Raw genomic sequence first — 25511 nt, 5'->3', positions numbered from 1 at the left:
CGGGGAACGCCCGTTCCCCGGTAAATGCCCACGCGGCGCAAACTTGCCTTGCCACGCCACGCCTCCGGTGTGGTAGTCTCCTTGACAGTTAACATCAAGGGAGATTGGCTGTGAGCAGTGTGAAAGCCTCGCGTGCTTCCGGGCGCGCCACCATCAGTGACGTTGCCAAGACCGCAAACACCGGCAAGACCAGCGTGTCACGCTATTTGAATGGTGAACAGCATCTGCTTTCCGACCATCTCAAACAGCGTATCGAGCAGGCCATTCAACAGCTGGACTATCGCCCAAGTCAGATGGCGCGCAGCCTGAAGGGCGGCCAGACCCGGCTGATCGGCCTGATCATCGCCGATATCACCAATCCCTATTCCGTCGACGTAATGCGCGGCATCGAAGCCGCCTGCCGTCAGCACGGTTTTACCCTGCTGGTGTGTAACACCAATAACGAAGTCAATCAGGAACAACACTACCTGCAACTGCTTAGCAGTTATCGGGTCGAAGGGATCGTGGTCAACGCCGTCGGCATGCGGGAAGAAGCCCTGTCGACGCTGCAACAGTCCCAGTTGCCGATGGTGCTGATCGACCGCAAAATCCCCGATTTCGCCTGTGACGTGGTGGGACTGGATAACCACGAGGCCGCCACCGTTGCCACCGAACATCTGTTGCAGCAGGGCTTTGAAGCGATAATCTTTCTCAGTGAACCCATCGGTTCAGTCAATACTCGTCTGGAACGGCTGTATGCGTTTCGTCAGGTGATGTCGGCGCATGCCGATCTGGTGGCCGAACAGGCGGAAACGCCGCTCAACGACGCACAACGCCTCGAGCAGGTGCTGGACGATTTCAATAAACGTCACCGCGGCATGCGCAAGGCGGTACTGTCGGCCAACGGCGCGTTGACGCTACAGGTCGCGCGCGCCATGCGTCGGCTCGGCATTCACTGGGGCAGCGACATCGGCCTGCTCGGCTTCGACGAGCTGGACTGGGCCGAACTGGCTGGCGTTGGCATTACCACCCTGAAACAACCTACCTATCAGATGGGGCATGCGGCGCTGGAACAGCTGGTACAACGCATTCAAGGCATGGATGCGCCCATCAACGAACAGGCGTTTCCCGGCGAGTTAATCGTGCGCGGTTCTACCACCCGCTAATCCCCTCGACAAAAGCATCTTACGGACGTTTTCCCCCGCTGCCGGTTGGCGGCACGCCGCGCCGCGCGCTGAACGCGGCTATTTTTTGCTCATTGACGTGATTGCGATCATATTTTTACATTCTATCGCTTTAACATGGAACCGGTTCCATTTAACGTGTTTGTAACAGCAGCGGTGGAGATTTCACCACCTCAGGAGCAAAAAAATGAAAAAAGAGATCGTGATCGTGACCGGTGCCTACGGCACGGATACCGTCCGCCAACGTGGCGGTCAGGCTGCCTTGCTGGCACTGATTGCCGAAGCGGGTGCCGACGGCGTGGAGATCCGCCGCGAATTGTTTACCCCCGAAGAACTGGACGCGCTGCCGCAACTGGCGCAGGCCATCGAACAGCAGCAGCTGTTTGCCGTTTACTCCGCCCCTGAGGCGCTGTTCACCCCGCAACATCAGTTAAACCCCAATCTGCCGGCGCTGCTGGCGGAAGCACAGGCGCTCAAGGCCCGTCAGCTCAAGCTGTCCCTCGGCCATTACCAGCCAGGCTTTGACTTTACCGAACTGAAGGTGGCGCTGGAACAGCATCCGGTGAAGCTGGTGGTGGAAAACGACCAGACCGCCGATTGCGGCATCCTGTCGCTGCTGAACGCCTTCTTCCACGCCGCTGAAGACAACCATTTGCCGGTCAGCATGACCTTCGATATGGCCAACTGGCACTGGGTTGGCCAGGATCCACTGGCCGCCGCAGAGCGGTTGGCGCGTCACGTTGGCTATGTACACGTCAAGGCGGCAACCCAGGGTCCACGCGGCTGGCGGGCGGTCGCCCTGGACGATACCGACGGCAGCTGGCGTACGCTGCTGGCGGCTCTGCCGCAGGACGTGCCGCGCGGTATCGAATTCCCGTTGCAGGGCGATTCGCTGGAGGCGGTAACCCGGCATTACGTTAATCTTTTACGCGCGGAGTAAAGGGCATGACGACAGTAACAGCAGAACGCAACGCCACGCTGGACGTGGTGACATTGGGCGAGGCGATGGCGATGTTCGTCGCAGCAGAAACCGGCGATCTGGCCGCGGTCGAACACTTCACCAAACGCATCGCCGGTGCGGAGCTGAACGTGGCGATCGGCCTGGCGCGTCTCGGGCTGAACGTTGGCTGGGTCAGTCGCGTCGGCAACGACGCGTTCGGCCGCTTCACGCTGCAACAGTTGCAAAAGGAAGGCATCAACTATCAGCAGGTGACGGTTGATGGCCACTACCCGACCGGCTTTCAAATCAAATCCAAAACCAACGATGGAACCGATCCCATCGTGGAATACTTCCGCAAAGGCTCGGCGGCCAGCCACCTTTCCACCGTCGATTTCGATCGTGATTACTTCGGCGCGGCGCGTCATTTGCACCTCAGCGGCGTCGCGGCCGCATTGTCCGGCCAGTCGCTGGAACTGAGCCATTTTGCCGCGCGTGAAATGCGCGCCATGGGCAAGACCATTTCGTTCGATCCCAACCTGCGCCCGGTGCTGTGGTCCAGCCAGCAGGTGATGATCGAACAGCTTAACAAACTGGCGTTCGCTGCCGACTGGGTGCTGCCGGGTCTGAAGGAAGGGCAAATCCTGACCGGCCAGTCGACGCCGGAAGGCATCGCCGATTTCTATCTGGAACGCGGCGTGCAGGCGGTAATCATTAAAACCGGCCCGGACGGCGCCTGGTTTAAAACCGCCGCCGGTGACCAGGCGACTGTGCCGGCAATTAAAGTCAGCAACGTGGTGGATACCGTTGGTGCGGGAGACGGCTTCGCCGTCGGGACACTCAGCGCCCTGCTGGAAGGCAAAACGCTGAAACAGGCGGTGCAGCGCGGCAATAAAATCGGCTCGCTGGCGATCCAGGCCATCGGCGACAGCGAAGGGCTGCCAACCCGCGCAGCGCTGGCGGAATAACAATCGGCTGATCTTTCAGCTCGACAGGTTTTACGCCCTCCCTGACTGCAACCATCTCTGGCCCTACAACCAGACGGCAGCGGAAGAGCACTCGACACCACTGAGGATTATGAACATGAACAAAGCAACCGTTGCGGCTAAACGCTGGTGGTACATCATGCCCATCGTGTTTATCACCTACAGCCTGGCCTATCTTGACCGCGCCAACTTCAGCTTTGCCTCGGCCGCCGGCATCAATGACGACCTCGGCATCACCAAAGGCATGTCATCGCTGCTGGGCGCGCTGTTTTTCCTGGGGTACTTTTTCTTCCAGATCCCTGGCGCCATTTATGCCGAACGCCGCAGCGTCAAGAAACTGATTTTCTGGTGCCTGATCCTGTGGGGCGGCTGCGCCTCACTGACCGGCGTGGTCAGCAATATCCCGATGCTGGCGGCGATCCGCTTCATTCTGGGCGTGGTGGAAGCGGCGGTAATGCCGGCGATGCTGATCTACATCAGTAACTGGTTTACCAAATCCGAACGCTCACGCGCCAACACCTTCCTGATCCTTGGCAACCCGGTGACGGTACTGTGGATGTCGGTGGTGTCCGGCTATCTGATCCACGCCTTCGGCTGGCGGGAAATGTTCATCATCGAAGGCATACCGGCGGTGCTGTGGGCATTCTGCTGGTGGGTGCTGGTAAAAGATAAGCCGTCACAGGTCGGCTGGTTGAACGCCGAAGAGAAACAGGCGCTGCAAGACCAGCTGGCGGAAGAGCAAAAGGGCATCAAGGCGGTACGTAACTACGGCGAAGCCTTCCGCTCGCGCAACGTGATCCTGCTGTGCATGCAGTACTTCGCCTGGAGCATCGGCGTGTACGGCTTCGTACTGTGGCTGCCGTCGATTCTGCGCAGCGGCATGCAAATGGGCATGGTCGAAGCCGGCTGGCTGTCTGCGGTGCCTTATCTGGCGGCGACCATTGCGATGATCGTGGTGTCGTGGGCCTCGGATAAAATGCAAAACCGCAAACTGTTCGTCTGGCCGCTGCTGCTGATCGGCGCACTGGCCTTCTTTGGTTCTTATGCGGTGGGCGCCGATCACTTCTGGGTTTCCTACGCGCTGCTGGTGGTTGCCGGTGCGGCAATGTACGCACCTTACGGCCCGTTCTTTGCCATTATTCCTGAGATGCTGCCGAAGAACGTCGCCGGCGGCGCCATGGCGTTGATCAACAGCATGGGGGCACTGGGATCGTTCTTTGGTTCCTGGTTCGTTGGCTATCTGAACGGCGCTACCGGCACCCCGGCGGCATCGTACATGTTCATGGCGATTGCGCTGGTGGCCGCAGTAGTACTGACGCTGGTGGTCAAGCCGGCACGTAACGAAACCCATCCGCAGCTGGCCTGAAGCCGGGTGTGTATACTTAGCGTTTTAAAAACAGCCTGGAGTCAGTAATGAAGCCTTCTATCGTGTTGTACAAGAGCATCCCCGCCGCGCTGCGCGAGCGTCTGGAGCAGCATTTCACCGTGCATGCCTTTGACGGCCTGGGGCCGGAGCATGGCGACGCGCTGAAGCAGGCGCTGCAACAGGCCGAAGGGATCATCGGGGCCAGTGAAACCATTGATGATGCATTCTTGCAACAGGCGCCAAAACTGCGAGCGGCGTCAACGATTTCCGTCGGTTACGACAATTTCGATGTCGATGCGCTCAACGCCCGTAACGTGGTGTTGATGCATACACCCACCGTACTGACCGAAACGGTAGCCGACACCATCATGACGCTGGTGCTGGCCACCGCCCGTCGGGTGGTCGAACTGGCCGAACGGGTCAAGGCCGGCAAATGGCAAGGCAGTATCGGCCCGGACTGGTTCGGCGTCGACGTTCACCACAAAACCCTCGGCGTGATCGGCATGGGGCGCATCGGCCTGGCACTGGCGCAGCGCGCCCACTTTGGCTTCGGCATGCCGATCCTCTACAACGCCCGCCGCCCGCATGATGAAGCGGAAAAACGCTTTGGTGCGCGCCACTGCGATCTGGACACCCTGCTGGCGGAGGCGGATTTCGTCTGCATTACGCTGCCGCTGACCGAACAGACGTTCCATCTGATCGGCCGTGACCAACTGGCAAAAATGAAGAAAAGCGGCATCCTGATCAATGCCGGCCGTGGCCCGGTAGTGGATGAAGCCGCGCTGATTGAAGCGCTGCAAAACGGCACTATCCACGCCGCCGGTCTGGACGTGTTTGAACAGGAACCGTTACCGGTGTCCTCGCCGCTGTTGACACTGTCCAACGTGGTGGCGGTACCGCACATCGGCTCCGCGACGCACGAAACCCGCTACGGCATGGCCGAATGCGCCGTCGACAACCTGATCGCCGCACTGACCGGCACGGTGAAAGAAAACTGCGTAAACCCGCAGGTATTGCAAAAATAAACGTCGCCCGGCGGCCTGCTACGGCAGGCTGCCCGTCCTGCCCTACCTACGCCCACCTTCGGCTATCCCCCTGCGCCCTCCTCCCTTAAATTCCCACGGCGGGATGAGGCGTTTTTCCCCACCCGCGGCACACTGAAGACGACCCGAGTCTGACCACGCTTCCTACCGTGCGTAAGGAGAGCCATGAAACGCCTGATCCTCCCCCTTTTGCTGCTGTCACCTGCGGCCTTCGCCGCCTGGACGCTGCAAAACTTCCCGTCCTTCAGCGAAGCCACCAGCGGCGTCTTCACCAGCCAGGCGACCTTGCAGAAGGGCCAACAGCCGCTGCAACTGTTTCAGGACAGCCAATGCTGGCAGCCGACCGACAGCGTTAAACTCAACCAGACCCTGTCGCTGCAGCCGTGCGCCGCACAACCGCCGGTAAACTGGCGGCGCTTTCGCGACGGCAACTACCAGGTGCGCATTGATACCCGCAGCGGTACGCCGACCCTGCAACTGGGTATCGAAGCGCCGCCCCCCCCCGCAGCGGCAGTCAGTCGCAGCTGCCAGCGCTGGGACGGCCAGCCGCTGACCGTCGAGGTCGACGGCACCTTCGCCGAAGGTGAAACGGTGCGTGACTTTTATTCCGGCCAAACCGCCACCGTCACCCACGGTAAAGTCAGGTTGCAACCCGCCGCCAACGGCGGTGGCATCATGCTGCTGGAAGCGGCGACCACCGACCGCGCCGCGCCGTTTAGCTGGCACAATGCCACGCTGTACTTCGTGCTGACCGATCGCTTCGCCAATGGCGACCCCGGCAACGATCATAGCTACGGCCGGCGCAGCGACGGCATGCAGGAGATCGGCACCTTCCACGGCGGCGACCTGGCCGGGCTGACGCAAAAACTGGATTATCTGCAACGGTTAGGGGTCAATGCGCTGTGGATCAGTTCACCGCTGGAGCAAATCCACGGTTGGGTCGGCGGCGGCAGCAAAGGGGATTTCCCCCATTACGCCTATCACGGCTACTACACGCTGGACTGGACCCGACTGGACGCCAATATGGGCAGCGAGCAAGATCTGCGCCACCTGGTGGAACAGGCACACCGACGCGGCATTCGCGTGCTGTTCGACGTGGTGGTCAACCACGCCGGCTACGCCACGCTGGCCGATATGCAGCAATTCCACTTCGGCTCGCTCTACCTGCAGGGCGAGCAGATCGAAAAAACCCTCGGCAAACGCTGGGGCGACTGGCAACCGGCTGCCGGACAGAATTGGCACAGCTTCAATGATTACATTAACTTCAGCGACAAAAACGGCTGGGCCAACTGGTGGGGCAAGCACTGGATCCGCACCGATATCGGTGATTACGATGCCCCGGGCTACAGTGACCTGACCATGTCGCTGGCATTCCTTCCGGACATCAAAACCGAAGCACAGGGCGACAGCGGTTTGCCGCTGTTTTACCGCCACAAGCCGGATACCGCGGCCAAATACCTTGCCGGCGCCGGGCCACGTGACTATCTCAGCCACTGGCTCAGCCAATGGGTACGGGACTACGGCATCGACGGCTTCCGGGTCGATACCGCCAAACACGTGGAAAAAGCCACCTTTGATCTGCTGAAACAGCGCGCCAGCGACGCGCTGGCACAGTGGAAAGCCGCCAATCCGCAACAGGCGCTGGATAATGCCCCCTTCTGGATGACCGGCGAATCCTGGGGTCACGGCGTCACCCGCAGCGACTATTACCAGCACGGGTTTGACGCGATGATCAATTTTGACTTTCAGGATCGGGCGGCGCAGGCCCTGGACTGCTTTGCCAAAATTGATGACACCTATCAGCAAATGGCCGACAAGCTGCAAGGCTTCAACGTGCTGAGCTATCTATCGTCCCATGACACGCGCCTGTTCTTCCACAGCGACGCCAAAGGTGACCTGAAACAGCAACAGCGCGCCGCCGATCTGCTGTTGCTGGCGCCGGGGGCGGTGCAAATTTATTATGGCGATGAAAGCGGGCGCCAATTTGGCGCCACCGGTTCCGATCCGTTGCAGGGCACGCGCTCCGACATGAACTGGCCGGCATTATCAACCACCAGCGCACCGCTATTGGCGCACTGGCAACGACTGGGCGAATTCCGCGCCCGCCATCCGGCTATCGGCGCTGGCCGGCAGCAATCACGGCAAACGGCCGCTTATTACAGCTTTAGCCGCCGCCATCAGGACGATCGGGTGATGGTGGTGTGGGCCGGCAACCCCTCAGAGTAATTCAGTGGAATATGCTTAAAAACAGCCGTCGGGCAACGTTTAACCCCGGTGGCTGTTTTATCAGCCGCATTGCGCCGGCAATTGTCTGGCGGTATGGTGGGGGATTACCTGCTAAAAACACTACTGCTGCATTTATGAATTTTTCACTTTTCGGCGACAAATTTACCCGTTACGCGGGCATTACCCGTTTAATGGACGACCTGAACGAAGGCCTGCGCACCCCCGGTGCCATCATGCTCGGCGGCGGTAATCCGGCGCAAATCCCCGAGATGGAGAGCTACTTCAAACAGCTGTGTCAGACGCTGCTCGAGCAGGGCAAGCTGACCGAAGCGCTGTGTAACTACGATGGCCCCCAGGGCAAGGATGCGCTGCTCAAAGCGCTGTCCGGCATGCTGAGCGAGGAGCTTGGCTGGCAGATCGAACCACAGAATATTGCACTGACAAATGGCAGCCAGAGCGCGTTTTTCTACTTGTTCAACCTGTTTGCCGGCCGCTACGCCGACGGCAGCCGCCGCCGGGTGCTGTTCCCGTTGGCGCCGGAATATATCGGCTACGCCGACGCCGGGCTGGATGAAGGGCTGTTCGTGTCGGCAAAACCGAACATCGAACTGCTGCCGGAAGGCCAGTTCAAGTACCACGTGGATTTCGAGCATCTGAAAATCAGCGACGATATCGGCATGATCTGCGTTTCGCGCCCGACCAACCCGACCGGCAACGTCATTACCGATGACGAGCTGATGAAACTCGACGTTCTGGCGCAGCAGCATGACATCCCGCTGGTGATCGACAACGCCTACGGCGTCCCCTTCCCGGGGATTATCTTCAGTGACGCCACGCCGCTGTGGAACCCGAACATCATCCTGTGCATGAGCCTGTCCAAGCTCGGTCTACCGGGTTCGCGCTGCGGTATCGTGATTGCCGACGAGAAGATCATCAGCGCGCTGACCAATATGAACGGCATCATCAGCCTGTCGCCAGGCAGCATCGGCCCGGCGATTGCCACCGAGATGATTGAACGTGGCGATCTGCTGCGCCTGTCGAACGAGGTGATTCGCCCGTTCTATCAGCAGCGGGTGGAGCAGACCATCGGCATTATCCGCCGTTATCTGCCGGAAGAGCGCTGCCTGATCCACAAACCGGAGGGGGCGATATTCCTCTGGCTGTGGTTCAAGGATTTGCCGATCACCACCGAACTGCTGTACCAGCGTCTGAAACAACGCGGCGTGCTGATGGTACCGGGGCACTATTTCTTCCCGGGGCTGGAGCATGACTGGCCGCATACCCACCAATGCATGCGCATGAACTACGTGCCGGATCCCGACAAGATTGAGCGCGGCGTAGCCATTCTGGCGGAAGAGATCGAGCGCGCGCATAACGAAACAAACTAGCCCTATCACGGGCGCGGTAACGCGCCCGTTCGCGCTACAGCGCCCAGAACAGCACCGCCAGCAGCTGCGGCGACATAATACGCAGGAACATCGCCAGCGGGTAGACCGTGGCATAGGACAGCGCAGCGGCGCCACAGGTTGGGTGCAGGTTATTGGCGAACGCCAGCGCCGGCGGATCGGTCATTGAACCGGCCAGCATGCCGGACAGCGTCAGGTAGTTCATCTTGCCCAGCGTGCGGGCCAGCACGCCGACCACCAGCAGCGGGATGGCGGTAATCAGCGCCCCGTAGCCAATCCACGCCATGCCTTCGCCATGTAACAGGGTATCGACAAAATTGCCGCCCGACTTCAGGCCAACCACCGCCAAAAACAGCACGATGCCCAGTTCGCGCAGCGCCAGATTGGCGCTCGGCGGCATAAACCAATACAGTTTGCCGATGCTGCCGATACGTCCGAGGATCAGCGCCGCCACCAGCGGACCGCCGGCCAGCCCCAGGCGCAATGCCGCCGGGAAACCGGGCACGAACAGCGGAATGGATCCAAGCAGCACCCCCAGCCCGATACCGATAAACACCGGCAGCATTTGCACCTGTTGCAGCTTCTGCCTGGCATTGCCGACGATCGCCGCCACCGCCTCAATCGATTCGGGTCGGCCAACCAGGTTAAGGATATCGCCGAATTGCAGCGACACATTGCTGCCGGCCACCAGCTCGACACCGGAACGGTTAAGCCGCGAAATCACCACATCGTAGGTCTGCTTGAGGTTCAAATCGCGAATCTTCTTGCCCAGCACCTGTTCGTTGGTCACCACCGCGCGCACCACCTGCAGCGAGGTGCCGCGCGTGGACAGCGATACGTCTACCTGCTCGCCAATGATCAGCCGGGCATTTTCCAGATGCTCGGGTTTGCCGACCAGATGCAGGAAATCGCCCAGTTCCAGCTTTTCTTGCGCTGCCGGCACCATTAATACATTGCCGCGCTTCAGCCGCGAGCAGATGATATCGTCGCCGTTCAGCAACGGTACCTGCCCAATCGCCATCCCCTGCAAGTTGGGGTTACGCACTGCCACGTTCATGGTTTGCAGCAGATCGCGCCCCTGACCCAGACTGGCGTCGAACGCCTGCGCTTCGCGTTCGATATTGATGCGGAAGAACAGCCGTATCAGCCACATCACCAGCAGAATGCCGCAGATGCCGAACGGATAGGCCATCGCGTAACCCATCCCCATGCGCGCCACCAGCGCCGGATCGGAACCGAGATCGGTCAGGATCTGCTGCCCGGCGCCCAACGCCGGAGTATTGGTCACCGCCCCGGAAAACACCCCAAGGATAATCGGTAGCGGCACGGCGAACAGTTTATGCACCAGCGCCGCCACCAGACCGCCGACCGCCACCAGCAGAATGGCGAAGCCGTTGAGCCGCAACCCCGAGACGCGCAGCGACGAAAAGAACCCCGGCCCGACCTGAATACCGATGGTGTAAACAAACAGGATCAGGCCAAACTCCTGAATGAAATGCAGCATGTCGCCATTCAGATCCCACTGCCAGCGTTGCGCGAAATGGCCGACGATAATTCCGCCGAACAGCACCCCACCAATGCCCAGCCCCACGCCGTACACCTTCCAGTTGCCTATCCACAGCCCGAGAACGGCCACCAGCGCCAGCATGCTGACGGTTAGGGCGATATCGTTCATAGGTCACTTCCTTGACAAGTTTATGATTCGCTGGCCCAGACGGGCGAATTAAGTCATTAGAACCTGTGTGGATTTTAACACCGACATCCACGGGGGGACTGTGGGGTGCAGCACAAAACACAACGGGGGAAGCCCGTCTGGACTTCCCCCGTTGATTGGCATGCCGTGTGAGCGCCGGTTATTTGGCTTCAATCCCCGGTGTACTGCCGATGGCGATGCGCTGCGGCTGAAGCGCTTCTGGTACGTCGCGCACCAGATCGATGTGCAGCAGGCCGTTGGTAAATTGCGCTTCGGCAACGTTCAGGTGTTCCGCCAGGGTGAAACTGAGGGTGAACTCTTTGCACACCAGCCCCTGATGCAGATATTCCACCGGTTTTTCCGGCGGGGTCGGCTTACCACGCACCGTCAGGCGCGGGCCTTCGACTTCGATATCCAGTTCGCTTTGTTTGAACCCGGCCAGCGCCAGAGAAATTCGATAATGGTTATCGTCACTTTTCTCGATATTGTATGGCGGAAAACCTTGCGGCTCCTGGCCACCCATCGAGCTAGCTAATTTATCAAAACCAATCCATTGACGAAGCAATGGAGATAAATCGTAATTACGCATAATAGTAACTCCTTCCAAGAAGCGAGAGGTGATATATTGCCCCCTGTCGGCGGGCAACGAGCGGTTACTGGCGCCTATTGCACCAAAAAAATAATGTTTACTTAATTTCGATACGCCGTGGCTTTAACGTTTCGGGTATTACGCGCTGCATATCGATATACAGCAGGCCGTTTTCCAGTTTGGCGCCCTTGATTTGAATGTGCTCGGCCAGCTGGAATTTACGTTCAAAGTTACGTTCTGCAATACCCTGATACAGAAAGGTTTTCTCTGCAGTCTCACCCTGATGCGCACCGCGCACTATCAGCATGTTATCGTGTGAGGTTATTTCCAGTTCCTGTTCGGCGAACCCGGCAACCGCAATGGCGATGCGATAATGGTTTTCCTCTACCAGTTCGACATTATACGGAGGATAGCCATTAGTCTGATTTTGACCGGCTTCCAACGCGTTAAATAAACGGTCAAAACCAATAGCGGAACGGTATAACGGAGAAAGATCGAAATTACGCATGTAACAGCCTCCTAAGGCACTTCAGCGAGGTTGAAAATAGGCCTTCCATCATGGACAGGCAGCGAGACCACAATTCCCTGACGGCGAACTGTTAATTTGGTCTTGTAGATAAAATGGGGTTTGCAATTTTATTTTCAACCGACCAAGATCAAAAAAATGGCCATTGAAGGCGGCGAAAGTTTTTTTATCACATACAATGAACAGTGAGAAAACCGCCACAGAGCGGCGCTTTGCTCGTTTGACGCATCGGTCAGATGTGATAAATCAGCAAATTCAGGGGAACAGCACCCTTCAGGATGGGATGATGAAGATGATGAAAGTAATGGCAGCCAGTTGTCTGCTGTTGGCAACCAGCGGTTGCTCCAGCATTATGAGCCACACCGGCCCCGATCAGGGCTACTACCCCGGCACACGCAGCAGCGTGAACATGCTGAAGGACGACGAAACCGGTTGGGTGATGAAACCGCTGGTGGCGCTGGATTTACCGTTCTCGGCGGTGGTCGATACCGTGTTGCTGCCTTATGACTACCTGCGTGCCGACAGCGATAAAACTGCCGACTCGCCAAGGGAGCGCATTCTGCACGAAGAACAGCAAAGGCTGGCGGCCAGCGGTACCCCAGGCCAATCCGGCAGCGTTACCCATTGATTCCCGCGGGCCATCCGGCCCGCCCGCTTCCCCCCATTGTCACCGCTTCAGCTTTCGCCCGCCCCACTGTCGTAAACCGTCAGCATGGCTTCAACCAGGGTGACGTGCGGTGTCGACCACGAATATCTGGTTGAAGCCGGCCACCTCACGCATAAACGCCACCCGTGTGCCATCGGGGGAAAACACCACCGCGTCGCCGCTGGGCGGCCGTTGGCTACGCTGCGTCAGGCGATGCATGCCGCCGTCGGCGACGTCACATAGCATCACGCTGTTATCGCACACCAACGCAATCTGCCGGCCCTGTGGGTGCCAACTGAATGCCGATTGAATATCATGCTTGCCAACGCTGATCTGCCGCGGTGCGCCGCCGTTGGGTGAAACGCACCATAACTGCACGACGCCAGCGTCGTCTTTCATCAAAAAGGCAATCTGGCTGCCGTCGGGCGAGCTGCGCAGCCAATGGCGCGGCACCGTTGCCAGCCCGGGATAACGCCGATCGCCGGTCTGCGTCAGCCGTCGTTGCCGAACCCCCTGCGGCGGTGCCGGCAGCGTGGTTTCGCTACCTTGCAGCGGTTGCGCACCGGCCCTGGCGTAATCGGCGTCGTTTTCCGGCAGATCGACAATAAACACTTCCGGCAGTTTTGTGCCGTCGGCGGCCAGCGTATCGCCGATGAACGCCAGCGCCCAGCGCTGTTGGCGGCCATCCTCCTTCAGGTAGCCGTTTTGCCCCACCCAGCCCTCTTCATAAGCGCGGTTGATGTCGTCGCTGCCCACGCGCGGCTGCGGCGTGGTCTGGCTGACCAGCACGCAATAGTGGCTGCCGTCATACTCACGCGGATGCTGTTTGGGCGGATTCACGCCGTGCAACGGCAGCGCTACCCCCACGTTGCGCAGATCGAGCGCCGGGTCGAGCTGGTGCATGACATGGTCGTTATAGGTGAAACTGAGGCGACTGCCATCGGGGCTGAAAACGTGCACGTGGCTGCCGCCGCGCAGCGCGCCGGGGGTGTAAGGCGCAGTGATGTCCAACGCGTCGAGCGTGATCGCCAGTTGGCGATCCGGTTCGCTGACGATCACCCCGCGGCGATGGTGAAAATCATAATGCCAATGGCTGTCCGGGTATTCCGGGCCATGAATGAACGCATAACGCGCCGGCGCATCGGGGCTGACGGTAACAACGCCGACGTGTGCGCCGTGCTGGGCGCGGTAAATCACCTGCGTCTCGCCGCTGGTCACGTTCACTCGCTCAATCGTCAAACCGGTGAACGAGGCGCCGCTTGGACGAACGTCATACGCCAGCCATTGACTGCACGGCGTCCAGACGTTGATATTGGTTAGCTGATGGCTCCGCTGCTCGAAAGTCAGCTGTGTTTCCCGATGGCTCATGGCGGCTCCCCGCAGATGCTGGCATTGAGCCGCCATCTTACCGGATCAACCGACCCGTTTCACATCGCCCACCAGCAGCAAATAGGAAAGCGCACCGATCAACGCCACCACCGAAATATAAATCAGCGACGGTGCGAAACCGTAATCCTGCGCCAGATAGCCCACCACCAGCGGTACGGTAATGCCGCCCAGCCCACCGACAAAGTTAAACACCCCGCCGGTCAGGCCAATCAGGCGCACCGGCGCCAGCGACGAGACCAGCGACCAGGTGATCGACGCGAAACCGTTGCCAAAGAATGCCAGCGCCATCAACACCATAATCCACAGCGGATCGTTGGTATAATTGGCGCCCATGATGCAGGTCGACAGCAACAGACCGCAGATGATCGGCGTTTTACGCGCAAAGCCGATCGACTTGCCACTGCGCAACAGGCGATCGGCGACAAAACCGGACAGCAGCACGCCGAAGAACGCCGCCAGGAACGGCACGGTGGTCATAAAGCCGGCGGTCAGCGCCGCAATGTGCTTTTCCTGCGTCAGATAGTTCGGGAACCAGGTCAGGAAGAACCACAGCGTCGAGGTAATGGCAAACTGGCCCAGATACACGCCAAGCAGCTTGCGGTGGAACACCAGCTTCCAGTCGGCGGCGGTCAGGGTTACCCGGGCTTTCTTCTCGCTGGCGACGTCGCCGTCCACCATGCCACCGCCGGCCTGGATGTATTCCAGTTCGGCGCGGTTCACGCCTTTGCTGTTACGCGGCGGCTGATAAACCAGGTGCCACACCAACGCCCAGACGATGCCCACCCCGCCAGTGATGATAAATACCCAGTGCCAGCTCAGCACTTCCTGCACCCAAATCAGCAACGGGGTCAGGAATGCCAGGCCGACAAATTGACCGGAGGTATAAAAGCCCACCGCCGAGGCACGTTCCTGCTCCGGGAACCAGCTGGTCACGATGCGGTTATTGGTCGGGAAGGCCGGTGCCTCGAACAACCCGGTGATGGCGCGCAGGCCAATCAGCGCGCTCAAGCCATTGGCGAAACCCTGCAACAGCGTGGCGATGGACCAGCCCATGATGGCGATAAAGTAGGTCAGCCGGGAACCGACGCGATCGAGGAACCAGCCGCCGGGGATTTGGCACAGCGTATAGGTCCAGGCAAAAGCGGAAAAGATATAGCCCATTTGCGCCTTGCTGATGCCAAACTCTTCCTGAATATGCGCCGATGCCACCGCCAGGTTGGCGCGGTCGACATAACAAATCACCACGGTGACAAATATCATTAATAACGTCAGGTAACGCCGTTTTGTTTTAGGTGTTGCGGTCAATGTCATTTCCATTATTGTTATTCCGTTATTTTTCGGATTTTAATAACGGCGAAATATCTCTGTAGGGTCGTATTTCGCCGGGTAGGGGTTATCGGTCTGGTAGCACTTTTATTGGTGGTTGTCTGACAGACTGTGGCGTTTGCCGACCTATTTTCAGGCCAATAACGCCGCCAATAATTAACGCCAGTGCGACAATAATCAGCGCGCTGTCATAACTGTGGGTCACGTCTTTTATTCGCCCCATCACCGGTGGAAATACCAATCCGGCAATATTGGCCACCGCATTGATCAGGGCAATCGAGGCGGCACCGGCTACGCCAGCGACGGTTTCGGTAGTCACCGCCCAGAAGATCGGCGTAATCGCCCAGTTAAGGCCGACGGTCAGCACCAGCAGGCCATACGCCAACAGCAGGTTCTGGCTGTAGATTGCCAGCAGCAGCAAGCCGCCGGCGGCTATCAATGGCAAGCCGAGATGCCAGGCGCGCTCTTTGCGCAGATCGGAATGGCGGCCGTTCAGATACATAAAAATGCAGGCAAACAGGAACGGCACCGCAGACAGCACGCCGACCATGAAATTGCTTTGTTCGGCCACCACTCCCTTGACGATCAGCGGCAGGAACAGCGTAATGCCGATGGTGCCGAACGCCTGCAATAGCCATAACAGGCTCAACGCCCATACCCGCCGGCTTTTCAAGGCGGTACGCCAGCCGTGTTGGTGACCGATGGCGGACTGCGCGCTTTCGTCAGCCAGGCGGTTGGCCAGCCAGCGGCGTTGTTCTGCACTCAGCCAGCGCGCCTGTTCCGGCGCATCATCCAGATAGAAGTACACCACGATGCCCAGCGCCACCGCCGGGATGCCTTCCAGCAGGAACAGCCAACGCCAGCCGTCGACGCCAAAGAAACCGTGCAGATTGAGAATCGAACCGGAAATGGGCAGACCAATCACCGACGCCAGCGCCGCGCCGATATAAAACAACGACATGGCGCGTGCCCGGTCGCTGCGCGGGTACCAGCAGGAGAGGTAATAGATAATGCCGGGCGTAAAGCCGGCTTCCGCCACGCCGAGCAGAAAGCGCATCACGTAAAGCTGCGTCGGCGTTTGCACCAGGCTCATGCCGGCGGCAATGATGCCCCAGCTGACCATAATCCGCGCGATCCACAGTTTTGCACCGACGCGGGTTAATATCACATTGCTGGGCACTTCAAAAATAATATAGGAAATATAAAATATTCCGGCGGCGATACCGTACATTTCTGCCGTCATCGCCAGATCGGCATTCATCTGTAATGCCGCCACCGATATATTTGAGCGATCGATATAGGCAATTAGATAAAGAATCATAATAAAAGGAATGATTCTGAGGTTCATTTTTTTTATGGTTGAGGAGTACAGATCGTTATTCATCACTTACCCTCACGCTAATTATTTGCAGGTGGGCGCCCAGCCACGGCGAAACCTCAGCCGGGCGCTGTCGAGGTAAAGCTATTGAGTAAATTTAATTATTATCGGTTAAGCCGGGTTTACCACTCGGCCACCGCGCCGTCGGGATAGCGCCACACCGGGTTGCGCCAGTCGGCAGCCTGCTTGCTGCGCTCAATCACCAGCTCTTCGTTGATTTCCACCCCCAATCCCGGCTTGCTTGGTGGATAGAAGTGGCCATCAGCCATGGCGAAATCATCCTGGTTGAGTACGTAATCCAGCAGCTCGGCGCCCTGGTTGTAGTGAATACCCATGCTTTGCTCCTGGAACACCGCGTTGCGGGAGACGAAATCCACGTGCAGACAGGCGGCAAGCGCAATCGGCCCCAGCGGGCAGTGCGGCGCCAATGCCACGTCGTACGATTCCGCCATCGCGGCAATCTTGAAGCATTCGGTAATGCCGCCGGCGTGAGACAGGTCCGGCTGAATAATGGCCAAGCCACCGTCGGCCAGCACCCGTTTAAAATCAAAGCGCGAATACATCCGCTCACCGGCAGCAATGGGAATATGCGTTTGCGCCGCCAGCCGCGGATAGTATTCCGCCTGCTCGGCCAATACCGGCTCCTCGATAAACAGCGGGCGGTACGGCTCCAGCTCTTTGATTAATACCCTGGCCATCGGCGCATCGACCCGACCGTGGAAATCTAGGCCAAATTCGATCTTGTTGCCAAACGCTTCGCGGATCTGCGCCACCACCGCCACCGCCGCGTCGATTTTGCGTGAATTGTCGATGATGCCCATCTCTTCACAGCCGTTGAGCTTGAAGGTATCGAAGCCAATCTGCGTCAGTTTCTCAATGCCGGCAATCACCTCGGCAGGGCGATCGCCGCCAACCCAGCTGTAGGCCTTGATTTTATCGCGTACCAGGCCACCCAGCAGCTGATACACCGGCACCCCCAGCGCCTTGCCCTTGATATCCCACAGCGCCTGATCGATACCGGCAATCGCGCTCATCAGTATCGGCCCGCCGCGATAAAATCCGCCGCGATACAGCGTTTGCCAAATATCATTGATACGCGCCGGATCCTGCCCGACCACATATTCGGCAAGCTCGTGCACCGCCGCTTCGACGCTGCGTGCCCGCCCTTCAATCACCGGCTCGCCCCAGCCGACAATGCCCTCGTCGGTTTCAACTTTCAGGAACATCCAGCGCGGCGGCAGCCGATAGGTGGTCAGTTTGGTTATTTTCATCGTGTGGCTTCCTTATAGGCTCGAACGAAAGCGGCGGCCTGCTGCGCAGTGCGTTCCAACGGCTGGCCGGCGCGGTACAGATCGCTGCCCAACCCAGCACCAACGCAACCGGCGGCCAAATACTGATGCAGATTTTCCGGCGTAATGCCGCCGACGGCGAAAACCGGCACCTGTGGCGGCAGCACGGCTTTCAACGCTTTGATGTAATCCGGGCCAAACGACAGCGACGGGAAGATTTTCAACGCCTGCGCGCCGGCATCCAGCGCGTTGAACGCTTCAGTGGCGGTGGCGCAACCGGCGCAGACCGTCATGCCAAGCGCTACCGCCCGGCGGATCACCGCCGGTTGGGTATTCGGCGTCACCACCAGTTTGCTTCCCAGCGCGGCCAGCTGTTCCACCTGCGGCACCTGCAATACGGTGCCTGCGCCGATCAGTGCACCCTCGCCGAAGTTCCTTACCGCTTCGCCAATGCTGACCGCCCATTCTGGCGAGTTCAGCGGAATTTCGATCGCGTCGAAACCGGCGTCCAGCAACGTCTGTATGTGAGCGCCGGCTTCCGGCGGCGTAATGCCACGCAGAATGGCAATCAACGGCAGTTCAGTCTTCCAGCTCATTGGCAATGCTCCTGATCCCAGTTTGAAAAGCGCGGTCGCCATCCAGCGTGCGATAGCGTATGCCCGCCATGTCGAACGCCCGGCCATAGCGTTGCGCCAGCGTCGGATTACCGATCACCGTTAACGCGGTATGCGCCGCCAGCGGATATTGCTGCTGCATTTGCGCCACTTCGTTGCCAATCAGCAAACCGGACAGCCAATCGCTGACCGCGCTTTTTTCCAGTTTTCCCAGCAGATGAGCGGCGCGGGTTTCAAATAGCCGCCTCACCAGATGGCGCTCGCCAAGCCCTGCCGCCAACCCGCGCTCAAACACCTGCGCATCGGGCCGTTGTTCGCCGAGTCCAACGCCAATCAGCGACTGGCTTAGCAGCAGGTGGTGCAGCTCGCCGGTCATTACGGTGCGAAAGTCCACCAGCGTATCGCCGTCCATCTGCACCCATTTGCTGTGGGTGCCCGGCATCACGTACAGCGGTGACGGCAGTTCGGTATGAGCGCCCAACAGTTGGGTCTCTTCACCGCGCATCACGTTACAGTTATCCTCGCCGTTGACGCAGATGCCCGGAATGATCCAGGCGCGATACGGCAACGCCTGCTCTACCGCGATCGCCTGGCGAGCGAGACCGGTCAGCGGCGAGGGGCACGGCAGATAAGGTGCCTGCAGCCAGCCGGCATTGCTGCCGATCATCCCCGCCATCACCACCGGCAGCGGCCGTTGCCAGCGCGCCATCAGTTCGCCGAATACCTGCTGCGGCGTGCGGCCGCCGAGCCGGGTAACGCCGGCCTCGGAGCGCACGCTGTCCACGCATGCGCCATTTTCATAACGCCAGGCGCGCAGGTTGGTGGACCCCCAGTCAATCGCGATAAAGCCGTTGCTCATAGCATGTCCTTTAACCTTTTGGTCGAGCTGGCGATCATGGTGAGCGCCGCCCGTTCGGCGGCATCCGCATCCTGATGGCGAATGGCGTCATACAAATCCTGATGCTCGCGCAGAGTACGCGGCATGTTGTCTTCGTCCGGCATATAGGTGCGATCAAACACCGCACGCTGCAATGAACTGATCGCTACGCTGAGCTGCTGCAACACCGGGTTGTGCACCGCCGCCAACACCGCTTCGTGGTAGCGAATATCGGCCTCGTTAAACAGTTCGCGCTCCTGATGATGGGCAATCATGTCGTTCAGCGCCGCTTCTATCACCGCCAGTTCGCTGGAGGTGGCGCGCTCCGCCGCCCAACGTGCGATGGTCGGTTCCACCAGGTTGCGCACTTCGCTCATTGCCGCTATCAGCCGTGGGTCATAATCCTGCGCCAGTACCCAGTTCAGCACCTCGGTATCCAGATAGTTCCACTGGCTGCGCAAGGTGACAAAGGCGCCGCGGTAGCGTTTGACCTCCACCAGCCGCTTGGCCATCAGCGCGCGCAGCACTTCCCGAATGATATTGCGCGACGTTTCAAACTCTTCGCACAACTCCGCTTCGGACGGCAGCGCCGCCCCCGGTACGTACTTGCCGCCGACGATCTGCTGGCCAATGTCGATGATGATGCGGTCGGTTTTACTGATCTGCTGCTTCATGGTTGCTCCGTATTTTCGCCTGCGGGAAATGGCTTCACTTTACTCCGCTGGCGCTATTGGTTCCTGCGATTGCAGCACAATCTTTATCATCTCATCGCTAACACTCGGACGATTGTAGTACCAAGATTATATGTTGTACTACAATCTGGATCACAAAATAGACAATAGCTGATTTTGTCATTATGCGATTTACAGATTGGATTAAAAAGTACAGTATGGATTTTTAAGTCTAAATGAGTCTGGTCATGTTAAGCCGTTATCACGCCATCGCCGATGCTATCGCCCTGCTGTTTGCCCCTTATGCCGAAGTGGCGATCCACGATCTCGCCAGCCAAACGCTGGTCTACATCGCCAATAACCGCTCGCAGCGTAAAATCGGCGAAGCCTCCAATATGAGCGAGTTACAGCAGGATCGTCATTTGCAGGTGCTGGGCCCCTATCTGAAACGCAATTGGGACGGCAGTCAGCTGCGTTCGATCAGCGCGGTATTGCGCGACGATCGCGACCAACCGATTGGCCTGCTGTGTATCAATATGGATATCAGCGTGTTGGAAGGTGCCAAAGCCGCGCTGGAGACATTCCTTGCCGGTAACGCCTTGCAGCCGCAGCCAGAGGTGCTGTTTCAGGATGACTGGCAAGAACGCATCAACACCTTTGTGCATAACTGGCTGCAACAACGGCAGCAAACGCTGGCTACGCTGAACGGCGCCGGCCGACGCGCGTTGGTGGAGGCGCTGTATCACGAGGGGGCTTTCAAGGGTAAAAACGCCGCCGGCTACGTGGCGAAGATTCTTGGCATGGGCCGTGCCACCGTCTACAACTATCTGAAAAATACAAAGGAATCATTATGAGCCAGTTATTTGACCAGATTGTCACCGCGCATCAACAGCTGCGTCCACAGGTTCGCGTGACGCCGCTGGAGCGCAGCATCCTGCTGTCGCAGCAGTTGGGCTGCGAACTGTGGCTGAAATGCGACCACTTGCAGCACACCGGCTCATTCAAGTTTCGCGGCGCCAGTAACAAGCTGCGGTTGCTGTCCTCGCAGCAGCAGCGCGATGGGGTGATCGCCTCTTCCAGCGGCAATCATGGCCTGGCGGTAGCGCAAGCCGGTAAGCTGATGGGCATCGGCGTGACGGTCTACGTACCGGAAAACGCCGCTTCGGTGAAGGTTAACGCCATTCGCGCGCTGGGCGCCGAAGTGATACTGATCCCTGGCGATGCGCTAAATGCCGAAATAGCTGGTGAACAGGCAGCTAATGAGCAGAAAAAAGTGTATATCTCGCCGTATAACGATTTACAGGTGGTCGCTGGCCAAGGCACCTGCGGCATGGAACTGGTGGAACAGCAGCCGGATCTCGACGCGGTGGTGGTAGCGGTCGGTGGCGGCGGTTATATTTCGGGAATTGGCAGCGTATTGCGGCGTTTGTCGCCGAAAACCCAGCTGATAGCCTGCTGGCCGGAAAATTCAACCGCCATGTACAGCGCTCTGCAGGCTGGTCACATTCACCCGGTCGATGAGCAGGATACGCTGTCCGACGGCACCGCCGGCGGCGTCGATCCGCAGGCCGTCACCTTCCCGCTGTGTCAGCAACTGATCGACCGCCAGGTGCTGGTCAGCGAAGCGGAAATCAGACAGGCCATGCGCGCCATCGCCGCCAGCGACCGCTGGATTATTGAAGGGGCCGCCGGTGTCGCATTGGCTGCCGCCATCAAACTGGCGCCGGAGTTGCAGGGCAAAAAGGTCGCCGTGGTGCTGTGTGGCAAAAATATCGTATTGGAAAAATACCTGGCAGCCATCAACGATGCGCATTCTTGACCGCAGCAAATACTGGCCGCATTCGATGCAGATACCGTCACGACGTTGCTGAAGCAAGACTTGAACGGGTAAACAGGAGCTGGCGAGCGCGCTGACCAGCAGGGCGGATATTCTACTGGTCGATGCGCAGGATCAGTGTACGGAATATGGCGAGATCGCCACGGCTGTAACGGGCGCCAAAGCGCCCCGACTCATCAGGCGTTGAGCACAAATTTTTCGATGGCGCGCGCCACGCCGTCTTCGGTGTTGCTGCTGGTAACGAACTGCGCCACCTGCTTCAGTGCCGGGATCGCATTGCCCATCGCCACGCCAACGCCGGCAAACTCAATCATCGCGGTGTCGTTGGCCTGATCGCCCAATGCCATCACGTTTTGCTGAGCAATACCCAGATGATCGGCCAGCATTTTCACGCCAGCGCCCTTGTCGACCTTTTTATGCAGAATTTCCAGATAGTAAGGCGCACTTTTCAGTAGGGTGTACTGCGCCAGCGTTTCCGGCGGAATGCGCGCAATGGCGCTGTCGAGTAACTCCGGTTCGTCGATCATCATCACTTTTGGGAAGCGCATGTTGCGATCCATTTCATCCACGCTGCGATATTTCAACGGGATGCCGGTCATCTCCGCTTCGTGCACGGTGTATTTGCCGATATCTTTGTTTGGCGTGTAAAGGGTATCAAAATCAAACGCCTGGAAATGCACTCCCAGCTGACGTGCCAGTTGTTCAAAATGCAGATAGTCGTCGAAGCCCAACGTTTCCTGCAGAATACAAGCCCCGTCCACCGCTTGCAGCACCAAGGCGCCATTATAGGTTATACAGAAATCATTGCCGCCCTGGATATCCAACTGACGCAAATAGTCTTGCACGCCAACGTAAGGCCGCCCGGTCGCCAGCACCACATGCACCCCTTTGCGGCGTGCTGCGGTAATGGCCTGCTTCACTGCCGGAGTAATCTGATGCTGCGGGTTGAGCAGCGTGCCGTCCATATCTATTGCAATCAGTTCAATCGCCATGCGTACTTCTCCGAATTGATCCAGTATCAGCCCATGCTAACGCGTTTCAGCCTGCGGTGTCAGCGGCTAAGAAAGCAAAAAAAATCCGCGCGGGTTGCCCGGCGCGGATTTTGACAGCGACCGACAGCCGCTTAGATATCGATGTTCGCCGCTTTCAGGGCGTTTTCTTCGATAAATGCACGACGCGGTTCAACCGAATCGCCCATCAAGGTGGTGAACAGCTGGTCGGCGGCAATGGCATCCTTCACCGTCACGCGCAGCATGCGGCGACTTTCCGGATCCATGGTGGTTTCCCACAGCTGCTCCGGGTTCATTTCGCCCAGACCTTTATAGCGCTGTACCGCCAGACCACGACGAGACTCTTTCACCAGCCACTCCAGCGCCTGTTCGAAGCTGTCGACCGGTTGGCGACGTTCGCCACGTTCGATGAACGCGTCGTCTTCGATCAGGCCGCGCAGTTTCTCGCCCAGTTGACAAATCTTGCGGTATTCGCCGCCGTGAATGAAATCGAAGTCCAGCGGATAATCGGTATCGACACCGTGCGTACGAATGCGCAGCGTCGGTTCGAACATCTGGCGCTCACGGTTTTCAACCATCACGTAGCCGTAGCTGCTGCCATGCTGTTCTTTTTCGTTCAGCAGGTTCACCAGTGACTCGATCCAGGCTTGTACCTTGGCCTGATCGCCGAGATCATCTTCCGCCAGCGTTGGCTGATAGATCAGATTGTTCAGCAGTGCGCGTGGATAACGACGCTCCATGCGGCCAATCAGTTTCTGCACGCTGTAATGCTCCGCCACCAGTTTTTCCAGCGGTTCACCTGCCAGCGCTGGCGCGTGGGCATTGGCGTGCAGCGTTGCACCGTCCAGTGCGATGGCGATCTGATACTGATCCATCGCGTCATCATCTTTAATGTACTGTTCCTGCTTGCCTTTCTTCACTTTGTACAGCGGCGGCTGAGCAATGAACACGTGACCGCGCTCAATGATTTCCGGCATCTGACGGTAGAAGAAGGTCAGCAGCAGCGTACGGATGTGCGAACCATCGACGTCGGCATCGGTCATGATGATGATGCTGTGATAGCGCAGCTTGTCCGGGTTGTATTCGTCACGGCCAATGCCGCAGCCCAGCGCGGTGATCAGCGTTGCCACTTCCTGCGAAGACAGCATTTTGTCAAAGCGCGCTTTCTCGACGTTGAGGATTTTACCTTTCAACGGCAGGATCGCCTGGTTCTTGCGGTTACGCCCCTGCTTGGCAGAGCCGCCCGCAGAGTCCCCTTCCACCAGATACAGTTCGGACATCGCCGGGTCGCGTTCCTGGCAATCCGCCAGCTTGCCCGGCAGGCCGGCCAGATCCAGCGCGCCTTTACGACGGGTCATTTCACGCGCCTTGCGCGCCGCTTCACGCGCGCGGGCCGCATCGATGATTTTGCCGACGACGATTTTCGCATCGTTCGGGTTTTCCATCAGGTAATCCACCAGCTTCTCGTTCATCAGCGACTCAACCGCGGTCTTCACTTCCGAAGACACCAGTTTGTCCTTGGTCTGGGACGAGAACTTGGGATCCGGTACCTTGACCGACACCACGGCGATCAGACCTTCACGCGCATCGTCACCGGTGGCGCTGATCTTGGACTTCTTGCTGTAGCCTTCCTTGTCCATGTAGTTGTTCAGGGTACGGGTCATCGCGGCACGGAAACCGGCCAGGTGCGTACCGCCGTCGCGCTGCGGAATGTTGTTGGTGAAGCAGTAGATATTTTCCTGGAAGCCGTCGTTCCACTGCAACGCCACTTCCACGCCGATATCGTCCTTCACGGTGGAGAAGTAAAACACCGTCGGGTGAATTGGCGTTTTGTTTTTGTTCAGATACTCGACAAACGCCTTGATACCGCCTTCGTAGTGGAAGTGGTCTTCTTTGTCATCGCGCTTGTCTTTCAGGCGGATAGATACGCCGGAGTTGAGGAACGACAGTTCACGCAGGCGTTTCGCCAGAATGTCGTACTGGAATTCGGTCTGGTTGGTAAAGGTCTGGTAGCTCGGCCAGAAACGCACCGTGGTGCCGGTCTGCTCGGTTTCGCCGACCACTTTCAGCGGCGTTTGCGGCTCGCCGTGGCTGTAGGTTTGCTCGTGAACCTTGCCTTCGCGGCGGATCACCAGCTCCAGCTTCTCGGACAGGGCGTTAACCACCGAGACGCCCACGCCGTGCAGGCCGCCGGACACCTTGTAGGAGTTATCGTCGAACTTGCCGCCGGCGTGCAGCACGGTCATGATGACCTGTGCGGCAGAAACGCCTTCCTCTTCGTGGATCCCGGTCGGGATACCACGGCCATCATCCTGCACCGAAACCGAATTGTCGGCGTGGATGGTGACCTGAATGTCACTACAGTGGCCAGCGAGTGCTTCGTCGATAGCGTTGTCCACAACCTCGAATACCATGTGGTGCAGACCGGTGCCATCATCGGTATCGCCGATATACATGCCCGGGCGCTTGCGCACCGCATCCAGCCCTTTTAATACCTTGATACTTGAGGAGTCATAAGAATTCGACATCAACGTTTCTC

Annotated in this window: 22 protein-coding genes; 10 read left to right on the top strand and 12 right to left on the bottom strand. The window is 58.6% G+C overall.

Going from position 1 to position 25511, the window contains the following annotated elements; all coding sequences use genetic code 11:
• Nucleotides 1–110: 110 nt before the first annotated feature.
• From ACCC84_RS16040 to ACCC84_RS16010, 7 genes are all read left to right on the top strand, one after another.
• Nucleotides 111–1145 (top strand): LacI family DNA-binding transcriptional regulator, encoded by a 1035-nt coding sequence (locus ACCC84_RS16040; protein ID WP_039991485.1) that lies wholly within the window; start codon nucleotides 111–113, stop codon nucleotides 1143–1145.
• A gap of 205 nt (nucleotides 1146–1350) precedes the next feature.
• Nucleotides 1351–2103 (top strand): sugar phosphate isomerase/epimerase family protein, encoded by a 753-nt coding sequence (locus ACCC84_RS16035; RefSeq protein WP_004957038.1) that lies wholly within the window; start codon nucleotides 1351–1353, stop codon nucleotides 2101–2103.
• Nucleotides 2104–2108: 5 nt separating this feature from the next.
• Entirely contained in the window at nucleotides 2109–3068 is a 960-nt protein-coding gene (locus tag ACCC84_RS16030) for a sugar kinase (RefSeq protein WP_004957036.1), read from the top strand.
• 115 nt (nucleotides 3069–3183) lie between these two features.
• Nucleotides 3184–4452, top strand: coding sequence for an MFS transporter (locus tag ACCC84_RS16025; protein WP_039991483.1), 1269 nt, complete (start codon nucleotides 3184–3186; stop codon nucleotides 4450–4452).
• Nucleotides 4453–4499: 47 nt separating this feature from the next.
• On the top strand, nucleotides 4500–5477 hold the full coding sequence (gene ghrB, locus ACCC84_RS16020) for a glyoxylate/hydroxypyruvate reductase GhrB (protein ID WP_004957031.1): 978 nt from the start codon (nucleotides 4500–4502) through the stop codon (nucleotides 5475–5477).
• A 183-nt stretch (nucleotides 5478–5660) separates the two neighbouring features.
• Nucleotides 5661–7721: an alpha-amylase gene (locus tag ACCC84_RS16015; protein WP_371902058.1), complete on the top strand. Its 2061-nt coding sequence runs from the start codon at nucleotides 5661–5663 to the stop codon at nucleotides 7719–7721.
• Nucleotides 7722–7855: 134 nt separating this feature from the next.
• Nucleotides 7856–9109, top strand: coding sequence for a valine--pyruvate transaminase (locus tag ACCC84_RS16010; protein ID WP_004957025.1), 1254 nt, complete (start codon nucleotides 7856–7858; stop codon nucleotides 9107–9109).
• A gap of 34 nt (nucleotides 9110–9143) precedes the next feature.
• On the opposite strand, the gene ACCC84_RS16005 is transcribed toward ACCC84_RS16010, so the two are convergent.
• The 3 genes from ACCC84_RS16005 to ibpA form a co-directional block, all read right to left on the bottom strand.
• Nucleotides 9144–10802, bottom strand: coding sequence for a putative transporter (locus tag ACCC84_RS16005; RefSeq protein WP_004957023.1), 1659 nt, complete (start codon nucleotides 10800–10802; stop codon nucleotides 9144–9146).
• A gap of 178 nt (nucleotides 10803–10980) precedes the next feature.
• Nucleotides 10981–11409: a small heat shock chaperone IbpB gene (gene ibpB / locus ACCC84_RS16000; RefSeq protein ID WP_039991482.1), complete on the bottom strand. Its 429-nt coding sequence runs from the start codon at nucleotides 11407–11409 to the stop codon at nucleotides 10981–10983.
• Nucleotides 11410–11506: 97 nt separating this feature from the next.
• Nucleotides 11507–11917 (bottom strand): small heat shock chaperone IbpA, encoded by a 411-nt coding sequence (gene ibpA, locus ACCC84_RS15995; RefSeq protein ID WP_004957020.1) that lies wholly within the window; start codon nucleotides 11915–11917, stop codon nucleotides 11507–11509.
• Between the two features lie 304 nt (nucleotides 11918–12221).
• On the opposite strand from ibpA, the gene ACCC84_RS15990 reads away from it, so the two are divergent.
• On the top strand, nucleotides 12222–12563 hold the full coding sequence (locus ACCC84_RS15990; protein WP_039991480.1) for a YceK/YidQ family lipoprotein: 342 nt from the start codon (nucleotides 12222–12224) through the stop codon (nucleotides 12561–12563).
• Nucleotides 12564–12653: 90 nt separating this feature from the next.
• Here ACCC84_RS15990 and ACCC84_RS15985 read toward each other — a convergent pair whose 3' ends face one another.
• The 7 genes from ACCC84_RS15985 to ACCC84_RS15955 form a co-directional block, all read right to left on the bottom strand.
• Nucleotides 12654–13949 carry a YidR family protein gene (locus tag ACCC84_RS15985; RefSeq protein WP_198773556.1) on the bottom strand — a complete coding sequence of 432 codons (1296 nt, stop codon included), beginning with the start codon at nucleotides 13947–13949 and terminating at the stop codon, nucleotides 12654–12656.
• A gap of 45 nt (nucleotides 13950–13994) precedes the next feature.
• Entirely contained in the window at nucleotides 13995–15287 is a 1293-nt protein-coding gene (locus ACCC84_RS15980) for an MFS transporter (RefSeq protein ID WP_039991478.1), read from the bottom strand.
• 76 nt (nucleotides 15288–15363) lie between these two features.
• A complete protein-coding gene (locus tag ACCC84_RS15975) occupies nucleotides 15364–16680 on the bottom strand; it encodes an MFS transporter (RefSeq protein WP_004957011.1) in 1317 nt (438 codons plus the stop codon).
• 116 nt (nucleotides 16681–16796) lie between these two features.
• Nucleotides 16797–17945 (bottom strand): galactonate dehydratase, encoded by a 1149-nt coding sequence (gene dgoD, locus ACCC84_RS15970; protein ID WP_004957008.1) that lies wholly within the window; start codon nucleotides 17943–17945, stop codon nucleotides 16797–16799.
• Complete coding sequence (locus ACCC84_RS15965; RefSeq protein ID WP_004957005.1) at nucleotides 17942–18559, bottom strand: 2-dehydro-3-deoxy-6-phosphogalactonate aldolase; 618 nt, start codon at nucleotides 18557–18559, stop codon at nucleotides 17942–17944. The genes dgoD and ACCC84_RS15965 overlap by 4 nt, the downstream gene beginning before the upstream one ends.
• Nucleotides 18543–19436: a 2-dehydro-3-deoxygalactonokinase gene (locus ACCC84_RS15960; RefSeq protein WP_004957003.1), complete on the bottom strand. Its 894-nt coding sequence runs from the start codon at nucleotides 19434–19436 to the stop codon at nucleotides 18543–18545. Before ACCC84_RS15960 ends, ACCC84_RS15965 begins: the two co-directional genes overlap by 17 nt.
• The gene (locus ACCC84_RS15955) at nucleotides 19433–20128 is read right to left on the bottom strand and encodes a FadR/GntR family transcriptional regulator (RefSeq protein WP_004957001.1); all 696 of its coding nucleotides are present in this window, start codon (nucleotides 20126–20128) and stop codon (nucleotides 19433–19435) included. Before ACCC84_RS15955 ends, ACCC84_RS15960 begins: the two co-directional genes overlap by 4 nt.
• A gap of 245 nt (nucleotides 20129–20373) precedes the next feature.
• Here ACCC84_RS15955 and ACCC84_RS15950 point away from each other — a divergent pair, with 245 nt between their 5' ends.
• Both ACCC84_RS15950 and ACCC84_RS15945 read left to right on the top strand, forming a co-directional pair.
• Nucleotides 20374–20979, top strand: a complete 606-nt coding sequence (locus ACCC84_RS15950; RefSeq protein WP_198774086.1) for a helix-turn-helix transcriptional regulator — start codon at nucleotides 20374–20376, stop codon at nucleotides 20977–20979.
• The gene (locus ACCC84_RS15945; RefSeq protein WP_371902057.1) at nucleotides 20976–21944 is read left to right on the top strand and encodes a threonine/serine dehydratase; all 969 of its coding nucleotides are present in this window, start codon (nucleotides 20976–20978) and stop codon (nucleotides 21942–21944) included. Before ACCC84_RS15950 ends, ACCC84_RS15945 begins: the two co-directional genes overlap by 4 nt.
• Nucleotides 21945–22138: 194 nt before the next feature.
• Here ACCC84_RS15945 and yidA read toward each other — a convergent pair whose 3' ends face one another.
• Entirely contained in the window at nucleotides 22139–22954 is an 816-nt protein-coding gene (yidA, locus tag ACCC84_RS15940; protein ID WP_004956995.1) for a sugar-phosphatase, read from the bottom strand.
• A gap of 131 nt (nucleotides 22955–23085) precedes the next feature.
• The gene (gene gyrB / locus ACCC84_RS15935) at nucleotides 23086–25500 is read right to left on the bottom strand and encodes a DNA topoisomerase (ATP-hydrolyzing) subunit B (RefSeq protein ID WP_198774084.1); all 2415 of its coding nucleotides are present in this window, start codon (nucleotides 25498–25500) and stop codon (nucleotides 23086–23088) included.
• Nucleotides 25501–25511: the final 11 nt, after the last annotated feature.

The sequence above is a fragment of the Serratia odorifera genome (assembly GCF_041448735.1).
In the GTDB taxonomy this organism is placed as follows: Bacteria; Pseudomonadota; Gammaproteobacteria; order Enterobacterales; family Enterobacteriaceae; genus Serratia_F; species Serratia_F odorifera.
This window is presented reverse-complemented; position numbering and strand designations above follow the sequence as displayed.

Bases quoted from the DNA above. Each gene is read 5' to 3' on its own strand.
- ACCC84_RS16035 (WP_004957038.1), top strand. From the start codon at position 1,351: ATGAAAAAAGAGATCGTGATCGTGACCGGTGCCTACGGCACGGATACC.
- ACCC84_RS16030 (WP_004957036.1), top strand. From the start codon at position 2,109: ATGACGACAGTAACAGCAGAACGCAACGCCACGCTGGACGTGGTGACA.
- ACCC84_RS16025 (WP_039991483.1), top strand. From the start codon at position 3,184: ATGAACAAAGCAACCGTTGCGGCTAAACGCTGGTGGTACATCATGCCC.
- ghrB (WP_004957031.1), top strand. From the start codon at position 4,500: ATGAAGCCTTCTATCGTGTTGTACAAGAGCATCCCCGCCGCGCTGCGC.
- ACCC84_RS16015 (WP_371902058.1), top strand. From the start codon at position 5,661: ATGAAACGCCTGATCCTCCCCCTTTTGCTGCTGTCACCTGCGGCCTTC.
- ACCC84_RS16010 (WP_004957025.1), top strand. From the start codon at position 7,856: ATGAATTTTTCACTTTTCGGCGACAAATTTACCCGTTACGCGGGCATT.
- ACCC84_RS16005 (WP_004957023.1), bottom strand. From the start codon at position 10,802: ATGAACGATATCGCCCTAACCGTCAGCATGCTGGCGCTGGTGGCCGTT.
- ibpB (WP_039991482.1), bottom strand. From the start codon at position 11,409: ATGCGTAATTACGATTTATCTCCATTGCTTCGTCAATGGATTGGTTTT.
- ibpA (WP_004957020.1), bottom strand. From the start codon at position 11,917: ATGCGTAATTTCGATCTTTCTCCGTTATACCGTTCCGCTATTGGTTTT.
- ACCC84_RS15990 (WP_039991480.1), top strand. From the start codon at position 12,222: ATGAAGATGATGAAAGTAATGGCAGCCAGTTGTCTGCTGTTGGCAACC.
- ACCC84_RS15985 (WP_198773556.1), bottom strand. From the start codon at position 13,949: ATGAGCCATCGGGAAACACAGCTGACTTTCGAGCAGCGGAGCCATCAG.
- ACCC84_RS15980 (WP_039991478.1), bottom strand. From the start codon at position 15,287: ATGGAAATGACATTGACCGCAACACCTAAAACAAAACGGCGTTACCTG.
- ACCC84_RS15975 (WP_004957011.1), bottom strand. From the start codon at position 16,680: ATGAATAACGATCTGTACTCCTCAACCATAAAAAAAATGAACCTCAGA.
- dgoD (WP_004957008.1), bottom strand. From the start codon at position 17,945: ATGAAAATAACCAAACTGACCACCTATCGGCTGCCGCCGCGCTGGATG.
- ACCC84_RS15965 (WP_004957005.1), bottom strand. From the start codon at position 18,559: ATGAGCTGGAAGACTGAACTGCCGTTGATTGCCATTCTGCGTGGCATT.
- ACCC84_RS15960 (WP_004957003.1), bottom strand. From the start codon at position 19,436: ATGAGCAACGGCTTTATCGCGATTGACTGGGGGTCCACCAACCTGCGC.
- ACCC84_RS15955 (WP_004957001.1), bottom strand. From the start codon at position 20,128: ATGAAGCAGCAGATCAGTAAAACCGACCGCATCATCATCGACATTGGC.
- ACCC84_RS15950 (WP_198774086.1), top strand. From the start codon at position 20,374: ATGTTAAGCCGTTATCACGCCATCGCCGATGCTATCGCCCTGCTGTTT.
- ACCC84_RS15945 (WP_371902057.1), top strand. From the start codon at position 20,976: ATGAGCCAGTTATTTGACCAGATTGTCACCGCGCATCAACAGCTGCGT.
- yidA (WP_004956995.1), bottom strand. From the start codon at position 22,954: ATGGCGATTGAACTGATTGCAATAGATATGGACGGCACGCTGCTCAAC.
- gyrB (WP_198774084.1), bottom strand. From the start codon at position 25,500: ATGTCGAATTCTTATGACTCCTCAAGTATCAAGGTATTAAAAGGGCTG.